Annotated in this window: 11 protein-coding genes; 5 read left to right on the plus strand and 6 right to left on the minus strand. The window is 70.3% G+C overall.

Annotated elements, in window-relative coordinates:
• Window positions 1-650: MFS transporter (locus tag ON19_RS19335; protein ID WP_043694543.1), on the minus strand; the 650-nt coding region annotated here is incomplete at its 3' end.
• Window positions 651-829: 179 nt separating this feature from the next.
• Here ON19_RS19335 and ON19_RS19340 point away from each other — a divergent pair.
• The 3 genes from ON19_RS19340 (at window position 830) to ON19_RS19350 (ending at window position 4918) form a co-directional block, all read left to right on the plus strand.
• Window positions 830-1573: a VOC family protein gene (locus ON19_RS19340; RefSeq protein ID WP_043694812.1), complete on the plus strand. Its 744-nt coding sequence runs from the start codon at window positions 830-832 to the stop codon at window positions 1571-1573.
• Window positions 1574-2237: 664 nt separating this feature from the next.
• Entirely contained in the window at window positions 2238-3755 is a 1518-nt protein-coding gene (locus ON19_RS19345) for a DUF7782 domain-containing protein (RefSeq protein WP_083899481.1), read from the plus strand.
• Window positions 3756-3949: 194 nt separating this feature from the next.
• Window positions 3950-4918 carry a sigma-70 family RNA polymerase sigma factor gene (locus ON19_RS19350; RefSeq protein ID WP_043694545.1) on the plus strand — a complete coding sequence of 323 codons (969 nt, stop codon included), beginning with the start codon at window positions 3950-3952 and terminating at the stop codon, window positions 4916-4918.
• A 164-nt stretch (window positions 4919-5082) separates the two neighbouring features.
• Here ON19_RS19350 and ON19_RS19355 read toward each other — a convergent pair whose 3' ends face one another.
• The 3 genes from ON19_RS19355 to ON19_RS19365 form a co-directional block, all read right to left on the minus strand.
• On the minus strand, window positions 5083-5385 hold the full coding sequence (locus tag ON19_RS19355; RefSeq protein WP_043694548.1) for a DUF4333 domain-containing protein: 303 nt from the start codon (window positions 5383-5385) through the stop codon (window positions 5083-5085).
• 155 nt (window positions 5386-5540) lie between these two features.
• Window positions 5541-8213, minus strand: coding sequence for a bifunctional acetate--CoA ligase family protein/GNAT family N-acetyltransferase (locus tag ON19_RS19360; protein ID WP_043694551.1), 2673 nt, complete (start codon window positions 8211-8213; stop codon window positions 5541-5543).
• The gene (locus ON19_RS19365) at window positions 8206-9477 is read right to left on the minus strand and encodes an acetoin utilization protein AcuC (RefSeq protein ID WP_083899482.1); all 1272 of its coding nucleotides are present in this window, start codon (window positions 9475-9477) and stop codon (window positions 8206-8208) included. Before ON19_RS19365 ends, ON19_RS19360 begins: the two co-directional genes overlap by 8 nt.
• 208 nt (window positions 9478-9685) lie before the next feature.
• Between ON19_RS19365 and ON19_RS19370 the strand changes: the two genes are divergently transcribed.
• On the plus strand, window positions 9686-10372 hold the full coding sequence (locus ON19_RS19370) for an iron-dependent transcriptional repressor DtxR (RefSeq protein WP_043694554.1): 687 nt from the start codon (window positions 9686-9688) through the stop codon (window positions 10370-10372).
• Window positions 10373-10375: 3 nt separating this feature from the next.
• On the plus strand, window positions 10376-11356 hold the full coding sequence (gene galE, locus ON19_RS19375) for a UDP-glucose 4-epimerase GalE (RefSeq protein WP_043694557.1): 981 nt from the start codon (window positions 10376-10378) through the stop codon (window positions 11354-11356).
• A 191-nt stretch (window positions 11357-11547) separates the two neighbouring features.
• Here galE and ON19_RS19380 read toward each other — a convergent pair whose 3' ends face one another.
• A complete protein-coding gene (locus tag ON19_RS19380) occupies window positions 11548-12906 on the minus strand; it encodes a DUF4192 domain-containing protein (RefSeq protein WP_083899483.1) in 1359 nt (452 codons plus the stop codon).
• Window positions 12907-13079: 173 nt separating this feature from the next.
• A complete protein-coding gene (locus ON19_RS19385; RefSeq protein WP_227954679.1) occupies window positions 13080-13784 on the minus strand; it encodes a sensor domain-containing protein in 705 nt (234 codons plus the stop codon).
• Window positions 13785-13924: the final 140 nt, after the last annotated feature.

A 13924-nucleotide genomic window follows, 5' to 3' on the forward strand; every position in this document is an offset into this window, starting at 1 on the left:
GGCGCCGCGCCATAGGCCCGCACCCCGAGGTCGCTCGGATAGTCCCGGATGAACAGCAGCACCAGCGGCGCCACGGCCAGCGCCGCGCCCGCGACGATCAGCGACGGCATTCGCCAGCCGTGTGCGTTCGCCAGCGCCGATACCAGCGGCAAGAAGATCAACTGTCCGGTCGCGCCCGCCGCGGTGAGCACGCCGGTCACCAGGCCGCGCTGACGGACGAACCAGCGGCCGGTGATCGTGGCGACGAACGGCATCGACATCGACCCGACGCCGATCCCGACCAGCAGGCCCCAGGTCAGCACCAGGTGCCACGGCTGGGACATGAACACCGTCAGTCCGCTGCCCCCAGCGACCAGCAGCAGCGCGCAGGCCACCACCCGGCGGATGCCGAAGCGATCCATCAGTGCGGCGGCGAACGGCGAGATCAGCCCGTAGAGCAGGAGATTCAGCGAGACGGCCGTTCCGATGGTGCCGTGCGACCACCCGAACTCCTGCTGCAGCGGGTCCATCAGCACGCCGGGCACGGATCGGAAGGCGGCCGCGCCGAGCAGCGCGACGAAGCCGACACCCGCGACCGGCCACGCCGGGTGCAAGCGCCGCCGCGGCGGGGAGTGGAGCGGAACCGGGGTCGGCGTCTGGAGTTCGGTCACCGGCTGAGCCTGCCGGAACTATGCCCACGCATCGAGTGGCCGGAATGCCACATACCATCAAATTCGTGCCATTCGCGCCGGTCCCGGTATTTTCTCGACAAGGCGGGCACGCGTCCCTAGGGTCGCAGGAAGCCTGCGGCACCATGATCACCGTTGCGGGCCACAAGACAGGAGTGAACATGATTCGGTGGATCTGGGTCTTCCTGGACCGGCCGACCCAACGCTTCGACGATTGCGCGAAATTCTGGTCCACGGTCACCGGCACCCAGCTCTCCGCTCGGCGCGGCGCGAACGACGAGTTCCTCACGTTGTTGCCGGACCCGGCGCTGTTCGCCGCGGCGAGTGTGAAGATGCAGGCGGTGACCGGTCTCGGTGGTGTGCACCTCGATCTGGACGTCGAGGACATCCCCTCCGCCGTTCGCACCGCGCTCGATCTGGGTGCCGAGCTGGTCGCCAACCACCCCGACTACGCCGTGCTGCGGTCCCCCGGCGGTCAGACGTTCTGCCTGACACCGAGCGGCCGCGCCACGAGCACGCCCGCGCCCGCCGTCCGGGCGCCGGACGGCACCTTCTCGCGCCTGGACCAGGTGTGCCTCGACATCGGTCCCGACGACCACGAGGTGGAGACCCGTTTCTGGACCTCGCTGACCGGCTGGACGTACCGGCCCGGCAGGCGGCCGGAATTCGCCCTGCTGCGCTCCGCGCAGCGCCAGCTCCCCACGCAGTTGCTGCTGCAGCGCCTCGGCGAGAACCGCCCGACCAGCGCGCACATCGATCTGGCCGCCGGCGACATCGAAGCCACCGCCGCCTGGCACGAGTCGCTCGGCGCAACCGTGGTGCAGCGGTACGAGCACTGGATCGTACTGAGCGATCCGAGCGACGCGCTGTACTGCGTCACCGCTCGCGATCCCAACGGGGTCTGACCATCGGTCCCGCGCCGCGCGTCTGACCTTCGGTCCGGCGGCCGTACGTCTGACCATCGTCCGGCGGCCGCGCGTCTGACCATCCTCCGGCGGCCGCGCCTCCGACCATCGGTCCGGCGCCGCACGTCCGACCATCCTCCGGCGGCCGCGCCTCCGACCATCGGTCCGGCGCCGCACGTCCGACCATCCTCCGGCGGCCGCGCCTCCGACCATCGGTCCGGCGCCGCACGTCCGACCATCCTCCGGCGGCCGCGCCTCCGACCATCGGTCCGGCGCCGCACGTCCGACCATCCTCCGGCGGCCGCGCCTCCGACCATCGGTCCGGCGCCGCACGTCCGACCATCCTCCGGCGGCCGCGCGTCTGACCATCGGTCCGGCGCCGTACGTCTGGCCGCACCGCCCACGGAGCCTCCGCCCCGGACTCGCCCTGGTAGGGCAGCTCGGCGGCGCGCCAGTCGCCCAGCACCACGCTCAGACCGCCGTCCAGCTCCCTGGTGATCGGGCCTGCTCAGCAGCTGCCGGTGCTGCGCCGAACTCCTGCCACTTCGCGGCGGAGCCGCACATGAGCGCGTGGTGGGTCTGTGTGGTTCGGTCGCGCCGCTGGGCCCGGTGACACCGCGGGCACCTGATCTGCGCGCGGGAGCCGCGGTGGCAGAGTACCGGTGTGCCTACGAACCACTCGACCACCACCGGATCGCTGCTCACCGCGTTGTGCCCGGACCTGCGGACCGCGCTCACCAGGGTGGGTTACGACGCCGACACCTTGCTCGAGGCACTCGGTGATGCGCACGCGGCGCTGAGCCGGTCGGAGCCGGTCCCCGTGCGCCGAGCGGCGCGCGAGGCGGGCGAGCTGGGCACGCTCATCCGCCTGCTGCTGCTCGGCGACGCCCTGCCGCAGCGGGAGGTGGCCGCGGCGCTCGCGCCCGTGGCGATCGACCGCGCGGTCGCCGCGGGCCTGCTGGACCGCGACGGCGACCAGGTGCGGGCGGCATTGGACCTGCGTCCGCTCGACGCGGGCGGCGGCACCCGGTGGATCCTGTCCGACCTCGACGATTCGATGCGGCGGCGCACGCTGACCGAAGACCACGTCCTGGGCGTGGGCCACGCCTCCCTCTCGCTGCTGCGCGCCACCCCCACCCGCCCGGTCGGCACGGTGCTCGATCTCGGCACCGGCTGCGGCGTGCAGGCGGTGCACGCCGCCTTCTATGCGCAGCGCGTCACCGGCACCGACGTCAACCCCCGCGCGTTGTGGCTGGCCGAGGCGACCGCGGCGCTCAACGGCCTGGACATCGAACTGGTGGAGGGCTCCTGGTTCGAGCCGGTCCGGGGCAGGCGCTTCGACCAGGTGGTGGCCAATCCGCCGTTCGTGGTGGGCCCGGCGCGCATCGAGCACACCTACCGCGATTCCGGCCTCGCGCTCGACGGCGCAAGCGAATTGGTCATCGCACAGGCGGCGGATCTGCTCGCACCCGGCGGCACCGCCGCGATGCTCGCCGCCTGGGTGCATGCCGAGGACGAGGACTGGCGCGGGCGCGTCTCGTCCTGGCTGCCCGCCTACGGTGTGGACGCCTGGGCGGTCCAGCGCGATGTCGCCGACCCCGCGCTCTACGTGGGCACCTGGTTGCGTGACGCGGGCGCCGACCCGCGGGACCCGTCCGCCCAAGCCCGCGCGGAGCGCTGGCTGGATGCCTTCGACGCGGCACGCGTCGAGGGAATCGGATTCGGTTTCGTGTATCTGCGCGCCATCGACGGACCGACCGAACTGCTCGCGGAGGATCTCACCCACGGCTTCGACGATCCGCTCGGCGACGAGGCAGTCCGGTATTTCGAGCGTTCGGCCTGGCTGCGTGCCGTCGCCGGTGACGAAAGTCTCGCGTGGTCTTCACGTTTCGTCGTGGACCCCGCGACCGCACTGGAACGGGTGTATCTCCCCGGCGCCGACGGCTGGGCTCCCGAAGTGGCACGGCTGCATCGTGGCGACGGACCGCGCTGGCAGCACGAAGTGGATGAGGCCACAGTCTCGCTGCTGGCGGGAATGCACGCCGACGGCCTGCCGTTGTACGAGCTGATCGAGCTGCTGGCGCTCGCGCACGGATCCGAGGAGGTGAGTGCCCAGTTCGCGGCCGACGCGTTGTCCGTGGTCACCGGATTGGTACGGCACGGGCTCATCAGGCCCGTGTGACTCCACGGCAGCCGTGCGCCGGTCGGTGCAGGTCCTGGCCGGGGATTGTCCCCGACTGCGGCGCTTCTCAGGAACTTCTCAGACGAGAAGGGCGAAAACCGCTGCTCAGAGCGGTTTATGCCGGCCGTAACGGGGAACTTTCTTCCTGTCGGGTCCGTTGATCGGAATGAGACACCACCGACAGGAGGCAAGTCATGACAAGCCCCGCCACCACTCGTGTGCGCATCAGCGATTCGGACCTCGACGCTCAGAGCCCTGCCGCCGACCTGGTACGTGTGTACCTGAACGGAATCGGCCGCACCGCGCTGCTCACCGCTGCTGACGAGGTCGAGTTGGCCAAGCGCATCGAGGCGGGCCTCTACGCGCAACACCTGCTGGAAACCGGCAAGCGACTGTCGGCTACCCGCAAGCGTGATCTCGCGATCATCGTGCGCGACGGTCAGGCCGCCCGGTCGCATCTACTGGAAGCCAACCTGCGCCTTGTTGTCTCGCTCGCCAAGCGTTACACCGGTCGCGGCATGCCGCTGCTCGATCTCATCCAGGAGGGCAACCTCGGCTTGATCCGGGCCATGGAGAAGTTCGACTACGCCAAGGGCTTCAAGTTCTCCACGTACGCCACCTGGTGGATCCGGCAGGCCATCACCCGCGGCATGGCCGACCAGAGCCGCACCATCCGCCTGCCCGTCCACCTCGTGGAGCAAGTGAACAAGCTGGCCAGGATCAAGCGCGAACTGCACCAGCAGCTGGGCCGGGAGGCCACCGACCAGGAACTGGCCACCGAATCCGGCATCCCGGTCGACAAGATCTCCGATCTGCTCGACCACAGCCGTGACCCGGTGAGCCTGGACATGCCGGTCGGCAACGACGAAGAGGCCCCGCTGGGCGATTTCATCGAGGATTCCGAGGCCACTTCGGCCGAGTCCGCCGTCATCGCCGGCCTGCTGCACCACGACGTGCGCAGCGTCCTCGCCACCCTGGACGAGCGCGAACAGCAGGTCATCCGGCTGCGGTTCGGCCTGGACGACGGCCAGCCGCGCACGTTGGACCAGATCGGCAAGCTCTTCGGTCTCTCCCGCGAGCGGGTGCGTCAGATCGAGCGTGAAGTCATGTCGAAGCTGCGCAAAGGCGAGCGGGCCGACCGGCTCCGCGCCTACGCCAGCTGATCATCCCCCGGCCGCCGACTGCTCCGAGACAGCTCCGGCGTTCGGCTCGGTGACCCTCCCGTCGGGGTCACCTTCCCGCGCCGACCGGTGACCGCGCGTACCCGTCCCCTCCGGGTGACGCGCGAGCCGGTCGGCGGTGTCGTATCCCCCTTTTTCGAACGGGTTCAGCCCTGTTCCACCTCGATGTCGTATTTGACGGTGTCACCTTCCACCGAGGTCACCGTCAGCGTCACGCCCAGCGTGTCGGCGCCCGCGGTCAGCGTGCAGCGCATGGTGGTCCCCTCTTTGCCGGTGAGATCGCCGGGGCAATCGATCGAATCGGGTTCCTGGCCGACCTTTTCGGTGAGCGAGTCCTTGACCGATTTCTCCAAATCGGCCTCCTGGACCTTCGGAGTGCCGACGCTGACCGAACACGCGGTGAGTGCCGCGGCGAGCAGCGACAGCAGAGCAACACTTCGGATCTTCATGGCGAGCGGGCCTTTCTTCGGATGAACCTGGCATCCCCACATCGCGGCAGAAGCGATCGCCCGTTATCGGACACCCCGCGCGTGACATGTGCGAGCCGACGTCGCAGCCGCGCCACGTCCCTGGCCGCCAACTCGCTCAGCAAACCCGGTGGTGCTCAACCCAGTCGGCGCGGGCCGGTGTCGAAACGGCTCGGCTCCGGGCCGATACGGCCGCGCGCGTAGAGGATTTCCGCCGAGGTCGGCGAGGCCAGCACCGGGTCGAAGGCCAGTTCCCGCATCTCCGGCAAGTCGTCGAACAGGGCCGAAATGCGCTGGGCGAGTTCGGCGAGGGCCGCCTTGTCCACGCGCGGACTCGCCGGGGTACCGGACAGCAGCGGCGCGGCGCGCGGCGCGTCGATCAGAGCTGTGGCCTCGTCGGCGGTCAACGGCAGTGCCCGATAGGCACGGTCGCCGAGCAACTCGATGATCAGCCCGGACAGGCCGAACTCGATCACCGAGCCGAACGAGGGGTCGTCCTGTACGCGCAGGATGCAACCGACGCCCTTGGTGGCCATCTTCTGGATGTGCAACACAGGGTCACCGCACAACTCCGCCAGGTCCGCGTATCCCTGGCGCACCGCTTCCGGCCGCCACAGATCGAGCCGCACACCGGTGAGATCCGGTCTGCGCCGCCACAATTCGCCGGTCGCCTTGGCCGCCACCGGATAGCCGAGTTCCTCCGCGGCCGCGACCGCCTCCTCCGCGCTGCGCACCTCGCGGAATTCCACGACCGAAATGCCGTAGCAGGCAAGCAGTTCCACCGTCTCGAGATCGGTGAGCCGGCGGCCGCCCGACCCGGCCATCCAGTCCGCCACCAATTGGCGCGCGCGGTCGGTGTCGATGCCCTTCGGCCGCACCACCGGCGACACGGGCCTGGTGCGCCATTCGGCGTATCGCCGGACCCGGGCCAACGCCCGCGCGGCGCGTTCGGGATCGGGATACGACGGAATCGACCCGTGCACCGCCGCCGCGCCCGGACCGCGCACCGCGAGCAGGTTCGGGATCCCTTGCTCGGCGACGAACGTGGTGAGGATCGGCTTGCCCGCCTCGGGCACGGCGGCCGCCGCCGCCCTGATCGCGTCGGCGAAGCCTGCGGTCGGCAGCGGCACCGGCGGCGCGAAGACGACGATCACCGCGTCCGTCTCCTCCGACCGCAGGGCCGCGACCAGGGCGTCCAGATACGCTCCCGGCGTCGCCTGCGGGCCGAGGTTGACCGGCTCGCCCACCACGAGGCCCTCGCCGCGCGCCGCGTCGAGGGCCAGCCAGTTGAGCGCCGTGCTGTTGCCGACCACCGCCAGCCGCTGGCCCCGCGGCAACGGCTGATAGCCCAGCAGAGCGGCGCAGTCGAAGAGTTCGGAAATCGAGTCGACCTGGACGATGCCCGCCTGAGCGAACAGATCCCGCACGATCGACCGGTCCATGTCCCCCGCGGGCTGGGCGGCGGAGCGTCCGCTGCTCACCGCGACGATCGGCTTGGTCCGGGCCACCCGGCGCGCGAGCCGGGAGAACTTGCGCGGATTGCCGAAACTCTCCAGATACAGCAGCACCACATCGGTGTCCGGGTCGCTGTCCCAGTACTGCAGCAGGTCGTTGCCGGAGACGTCGGCGCGATTACCCGCGGACACGAACGTGGACAAGCCGAGGTTGCGCGCCGCCGCCTCGCCCAGGATCGCCGCGCCCAAGGGCCCGGACTGGCAGAAGAATCCCATTCGCCCGCGACCGGGCAGCAGGGGGGCCAGGGTCGCGTTCATGGCGACCGCCGGGTCGGTGTTCGCGATGCCGAGTGCGCTCGGTCCGACCACGCGCATGCCGTGGCCACGAGCGGCGGCCACGAGTTCACGTTCGGCCGCCAGACCCCCCTCCCCGGTCTCGCCGAAGCCCGCGGTCAACACCACGAGCCCTTTGACGCCCTTGGCCATGCAATCGTCGAGCACCGACCCGATCGCCGCGGGCGGCACCGCGACCACGGCGAGGTCGACCTCGTCGGGGATTTCCCGGACCGTCGCGTATGCCCGCACACCGCGCACCGACTTGCGGTTCGGGTTCACCGGGAACACCGGCCCTTGGAACAGACCCGACAGCAGATTCGCCAGCAGCGCGCCGCCGACGCGCCCCGTCGCGGGGGTGGCGCCGATCACCGCGACCGACCGCGGGGCCAGCAGATTGCCCACGCTGCGCGCCTCGGAGGCGCGTTCGCGCGAATCACGCACCGACAGCAGCGCTTCGGTGGGATCGATGGCGAACTCGAGATGCAGGACCGATCCGTCCCTGCTGCGCTCGACCTGATAGCCCGCGTCGCGGAAGACCGTCACCATCACGGTGTTCTCCGCGAGCACCTCGGCGACGAAAGTCTCGATCTTGTTCTCGGCGGCGGCGCCGGCCAGGTGCTCCAGCAGGATCGAGCCGAGCCCGCGGCCCTGATGCCCGTCGGCCACCACGAACGCGACCTCCGCCGCCCGCGGCCCGTCCCGCTCCAGCAGCTCGTAGCGGCCCACCGCGACGATCGCCTCACCCAGTTCCAGTACCAGTCCCACTCGGTCGCGATAGTCCACGTGCGTGGTGCGGTACAGGTCTTTGGGCGAGATCCGCGGGTAGGGCCCGAAATACCGTAGATACCTGGTGCGATCGGACAGCGCGCTGTGGAACTCCTGCAGCGGCTCGGCGTCGCCGGGGGTGATCGGGCGCAGTCGTACGACGCCGCCGTCGGAGGCCAGCACATCGGCGAACCAGTGCTGCGGTGGCGGAGGCGGCGCGGCGGGAGCGTCCGGGGTGTCGGGGAAGTCAGTCACGAGGGTCCTCCGGGTCGAGACCTAGCAACCCGAAAGTCGCTCGGCGGGTGGCCAGCACGGCCATGTCTACGGCACGTTGGGCGCGGTCGACCCGCGCGTCACCGGTCTCACCGGTTCCGCCGGGGCCGTCCCACGGACGGTAGGCCACGTCACCGCCGTCGCCCATGGTGTGCGGCGGGTCCGCCTGCGGCGCCGCCGCGCGGATCGTCTCGATCCAGTCCTGCGGAATCGGCGTCGCGGGGTCGACGGTGCGATCCAGCGCGGTGGCCAGCAGATGCGTCCAGGCCCGCGGCACCACCCGGATCAGGCCGTATCCGCCGCCGCCGACGGCGAGCCAGCGTCCTTCGGCATATCGGTCGGCGAGCTCCCGCATGGCGCGGAAGGCCGCTCGCTGCCCGTCCACGGTGAGTTCCAGATCGGCCAAGGGGTCTTCACGATGCGTGTCCACACCGCACTGGCTGACCACGATCTGCGGACCGAACGCCGCCACCGCGCCCGGCACGACGGCGTGGAAACCGCGCAGCCATTGCGCATCCCGGGTACCGGGCAGCAGTGGCAGGTTGATCGACGTGCCTTCGGCCGCGCCCGCGCCGGTCTCCTCCGGCCACCCAGTGTTCGGCCACAGCGTGGCCGGATGCTGGTGCAGCGAAATGGTCAGCACCCGGGGATCGCCGTAGAAAGCGCGCTGCACGCCGTCGCCGTGGTGCACGTCCACATCGATGTAGGCGATCCGGTCGAAACCGTGATCCAGCAGCCAGGAGATGGCCACCGCCGGGTCGTTGTACACACAGAAGCCGGACGCCGAATCCGCCATCGCGTGATGCATGCCACCGCCGATGCTCACCGCTCGCTTGGTGCGTCCCTCCGCGATCTCCCTGGCCGCGGCCAGGGTTCCGCCGACGATCGTGGACGCGGCCTGGTGCATCCGTGGAAACACCGGATTGTCCGGGGAACCGAGGCCGTAGGGCGGTGCGGCGGGCGAACCGACCGGCGGCACGGCGCGTTCGACCGCGTCGAGGTAGTCGGGGGTGTGGATACGCAGCAGGTCCGGACGTCCCGCGGCGGCGGGTTCGAGCAGCTCGACACCCTCGAGCAGTCCGAGACTTTCCGCCAGCGCCATGGTGAACTTCAGGCGCGCCGGCTTCATCGGATGCTCCGGAGTCCAGGCGTAATCCAGGAACCGCTCGGTCCAGACGACGGTTCCGGACCGGCTCGTCCCGGGCGAGATCGGCGCCCGAGGTTCGCCGCGCGGTGCAGTGGCCATGATCGCAACGCTAGCGGGAAGCAAGGAACCCCGCGAAACGTTCCTATGCAGTACAAATACAAGAAAGACGCTCACGGCCGCCTGCCGTGCGCCGATCGGGTTGCCGCAGTGCCGCCGGAGACGTCGTGCGCAACGTGGAACGACGCGATCCGGCACACGGGGGCGCCGTCGTGCGTGGGTAGAATTCGTGCCGACGAAGGGGTAACAGGTGAAGGATCTGGTCGACACCACGGAGATGTATCTCCGTACCATCTACGACCTCGAGGAGGAGGGCGTGGTGCCCCTGCGCGCCCGAATCGCCGAGCGCCTCGAACAGAGCGGCCCCACCGTCAGCCAGACCGTCGCGCGGATGGAACGCGACGGTTTGCTGCTGGTCGCCGGAGACCGTCATCTGGAGCTGACCGAGAAGGGGCGCAGCATGGCCGTCGCGGTCATGCGCAAGCACCGGCTGGCCGAACGGCTGCTCGTCGACATCATCGGTCTCGACTGGCAGAACGTGCACGCCGAAGCCTGTCGCTGGGAGCACGTGATGAGCGAGGACGTCGAGCGCCGTCTGGTCGAAGTGCTCAACCACCCCACCACCTCCCCCTACGGCAACCCCATTCCCGGCCTGGACGAGCTGGGCATCATCCCGCCCGCCGCCGCCGACGAGAAACTGCTGCGCCTGTCCGATCTGCCCCAGGGCCAACTGCACGCTGTCGTGGTGCGCAGGCTCGCCGAGCACATCCAGACCGATCCGGAGGTGATCGGCCGCCTGCGGGAGGCGGGCGTGGTGCCCGACGCGCGCGTCACCGTGGAGACGAAGGCCGGTTCGGTCGTCATCACCGTGCCCGGCCACGACGGTTTCGAATTGCCCGACGAGATGGCGCACGCCGTCCAAGTGAAGCTGGCTTGATACGTGAAACTTCTGGTCACAGGTGGCGCGGGCTACGTCGGTGGCGTGTGCGCACAGGTTCTGCTGGAAGCCGGCCACGAGGTGGTCGTGCTCGATGATCTGTCCACCGGCAATGCCGACGGCGTCCCTTCCGCCGCCCGGTTCGTCGAGGGAGACATCGCGGTGGCCGCGCCCGAGCTGCTGGCCGCCGAAACCTTTGACGGTGTCCTGCATTTCGCGGCGCAGTCGCTGGTGGGCGAGTCGGTGCAGCAGCCGGAGAAGTACTGGCACGGCAATGTCGTGAAGACGTTCGAACTGCTGGAGGCGATGCGGCGCGCGGGAACGCCGCGCCTGGTATTCTCCTCCACCGCGGCGGTGTACGGGGAGCCGGAGCAGGTGCCGATCACCGAGGACGCCCCGACCCGTCCGACCAACCCCTACGGCGCGTCGAAACTGGCCATCGACCACGCCATCACCTCGTACGCGGTCGCCCACGGGCTCGCGGCGACCAGTCTGCGGTACTTCAACGTCGCAGGCGCCTACGGTGGTCTCGGCGAGAACCGAGTGGTGGAAACGCATCTCATCCCACTGGTGCTGCAGGTCGCGGCCGGGCATCGCAAGGCGATCTCGGTCTTCGGCACCGATTGGCCCACGCACGACGGCACCGCAGTCCGTGACTACATCCACATCCGCGACCTCGCGCAGGCCCATCTGCTGGCCCTGGCGACCGCGGAAGCCGGCACCCATCGGATCTACAACCTCGGCAGCGGCACCGGCTTCTCCGTGCGCGAAGTAATCTCGGCCTGCGAGCGAGTCACCGGCCTGCCGATCACCGTGCAGGACGCTCCCCGCCGCCCCGGCGACCCGGCGACCCTGATCGCGTCCAGTGCGCGCGCCATCGCCGAACTGGACTGGCGTCCCGAGCACAACGACCTCGACGAAATCGTCACCGACGCCTGGGATTTCCTCCAGTCGCTCGGGCCGCGCGCACACAGCGCGAAATAACCGGCTCCGCAGCGCCTTGGTCGGCCACTCGCCGGCTCGGGCCGACCCGCCCGCACCGGCCCACCGACGTGGAGACCGCCACCGGATGGTGTAGCCGGACGAAGCAGTGCGCGCCCCGGAATCGCCGGAGCTGAGTACAGGTCCATCGGGCTGCGCGCCGCCGGGGCGGTCACCTGCCCTAGGTTCCGGTTTCACGACGCCGACCAATCGAGGTCGACACCGAGGCCCGCGGCGGTGCGGTAGCCGCTGTGCGCGAGGCGACGCAACTGTTCCGGACGCATGCCCAGGCGCAGCGAGGTATCGAGCAGCATCGCCATCGGATGTCCCGGATCCGCCTCCAACGCGGCCTCCAGCGCGATGCCCGCCAGCGGTCCGTCGCCGCGGACGTAGGCGCTGTAGCCGAGCAGGGCGGCGGCTTCGGCGCGATCGGTACCGGACAGAGCGCGGGTCAGCGCGGCCCACACCGCCTCGGCCGCGTCGGCGTGATCGCCGACCGCCAGCGCGAACATCGTGTCCCGTACGGCTCGATCACGAAGAGCGACAACTATTTTGGCGAACTCGGGAGCGAGCGGAGCGGCGCCCGACGCGGTGTTGGCGATCTGCCACAGCACGTAGTCGAGCGCTTGCCTGCTGTATCCGATCGCATCACCGCGCCGCGCGGCACGCGCGGCACGCTCACGGGCTTGGGCGAGCGCGTCCTCCATGTGCGCGGCCACCTCGGCGCGAGCGAGGGGATCCAGTGCGACCAGAGCGGTGAGCTCGGAACGCGAACCACGGATCGGCCTGCCGTCGAGCACGTGGGTCAGTGCCACCAGGGAGGCGGCCGGATCCCGGAGCACCCCGCGTCGCTCCGGTCCCGCCAACGCCCACCAACGCTGTCCAGCGGCGATCGCACGCACCGCCCATACCCCGCCGAGCGCGATGTCCCCGGCGGCCAACCGCCTGCCGAGCGAACCGACCAGCACGTCGAATCGCCCGCCCGCGCAGCCGTGCCGGTCGGCGCCTGCCTCCGGTTCCACGGCGCGATCGTCGACGACGACCGCCAGCACCTCGGCCGCCTCGTCATGGGCGCAGATCCGCGCGACCGCGGCGGCCAGTGTCGCGCCTCGCACGCGCCTGCCGCCGGGCGAATCCAGATCGAACCGCACCACCGCGTCGACTATCGCCCCGTCGGCAGTCCCGGGCCGCAACACGCACACGACCACCGATCGTTCCGGAGTGAATCCCAGCATCGCGGGCACGGCAGCGATCAGCTCTCCTGGATCATCGACGCGCACCGCGTGATCCGGCGTGCCCCGGAACGGCGGAGGATCGTCGCGACACCGGGCATGCCGAGCCGGTCCTTCCGTATTTCCCGAGCTCGGCTCGCCCTTGATCGAGTACGGAGCCGGTCTTCGCGCGGCGACGCCGGGCTGGATTCGCCCCGCGGCCTCGGTAGCGCGGCCGGACGCGCGATTACCGCGGTGGCACAGCCGGGATGCGTCGTGCTTGCCTGCACACCCGTCATCGACCGGTTCGGGGGTGGAAAACGGAGTCGCGGAAGTGGTCATGCCTCGACCATGCGGCTCGGCGGTCTCCGCCCTCCGACACCGACCTGGCGATTCGTCGGGCCTGGGGAATTCGCTTCGCGCTGTGCACGACTCGCCCCGCAGGTCTCTCGCTTCGCGATCCGTGTCGGTCGCCCCTGCTACGGTGCCGCCGGGGCCCGCCGTCTCTCCCGCGTTTATCTCTCCCGTACTTTGCGAACGGCGGTCGCGAACAGCGCATCCAATGCCGTGCTATCCGGTTCGCCCTCGGCGAACGACATGTAGGTCACCGTGATTCGCACGTCGCCGATCTGCCCGACATGGGTGTGCATGGACTGGGTCAATCCGGCGCCCCCGGACTCGGGCCGCACGGTCCTGCGCAACGAGAGGGCATCGTCGGCGTCGATCGGCGGTGGCGAATCGAGTTCGGTCGTCACGGTCGTGGTGGCGCCCGCCCGGCTCACCCGCACCGACCCGCACTGCTGCGTCCTGGCGCGCAGCGACGTCAAGGGCTCGCCGGTGCGGGTCAATTCGACGGTCAGAGTGGCGCGCGTGGCGTCGTCCGTGCCGACCGCCATCGCCGTGCGATCGGGTCCGAAATCCTGGTGCGGCGGCACACACCGGCTGGGCTGCACGTGGGCGCCGCGGCCCATCCCGTCCAGATCGCCCGCCGCCTGGGCCACCGCCTCCTGGGGCAGCATCACCGCCGCGTAGGGCGGGGGGAACTGGGCCGGATCCGGCAGTAGCGTCGGTAGTTCGGCGCTCACGTGCCGGGTCACCGTGGTCGGCGCCGGCGTGGCCGGGCGCCCCGGCACCGTCGACCCGCATCCTGCGAGCAGCACCGCGCAGGCGACGGGCACCACACAGCCCAGCCGCATGCGCGTCGAATCCGCCACGGTCACACACCCACTGTGCCAAACTCCCCGTGCCCAGCCGGTGATGCCACGCCGCCGAGCCGGGAATGCACAGGCCGCCGATGCTGTTGGCTCGGAGTATGGGTCGGTGTCCGGCCGTGCGCGATGACCGCCATCGACATGGGGGA

The sequence above is a fragment of the Nocardia abscessus NBRC 100374 genome (genome assembly GCF_000308455.1).
GTDB lineage: Bacteria > Actinomycetota > Actinomycetes > Mycobacteriales > Mycobacteriaceae > Nocardia > Nocardia abscessus.

Excerpts from the sequence above, each read along its gene's own strand:
- ON19_RS19355 (WP_043694548.1), bottom strand. The coding sequence starts at position 5,385 with ATGAAGATCCGAAGTGTTGCTCTGCTGTCGCTGCTCGCCGCGGCACTC.
- ON19_RS19365 (WP_083899482.1), bottom strand. The coding sequence starts at position 9,477 with ATGGCCACTGCACCGCGCGGCGAACCTCGGGCGCCGATCTCGCCCGGG.
- ON19_RS19340 (WP_043694812.1), top strand. The coding sequence starts at position 830 with ATGATTCGGTGGATCTGGGTCTTCCTGGACCGGCCGACCCAACGCTTC.
- ON19_RS19350 (WP_043694545.1), top strand. The coding sequence starts at position 3,950 with ATGACAAGCCCCGCCACCACTCGTGTGCGCATCAGCGATTCGGACCTC.
- ON19_RS19380 (WP_083899483.1), bottom strand. The coding sequence starts at position 12,906 with ATGACCACTTCCGCGACTCCGTTTTCCACCCCCGAACCGGTCGATGAC.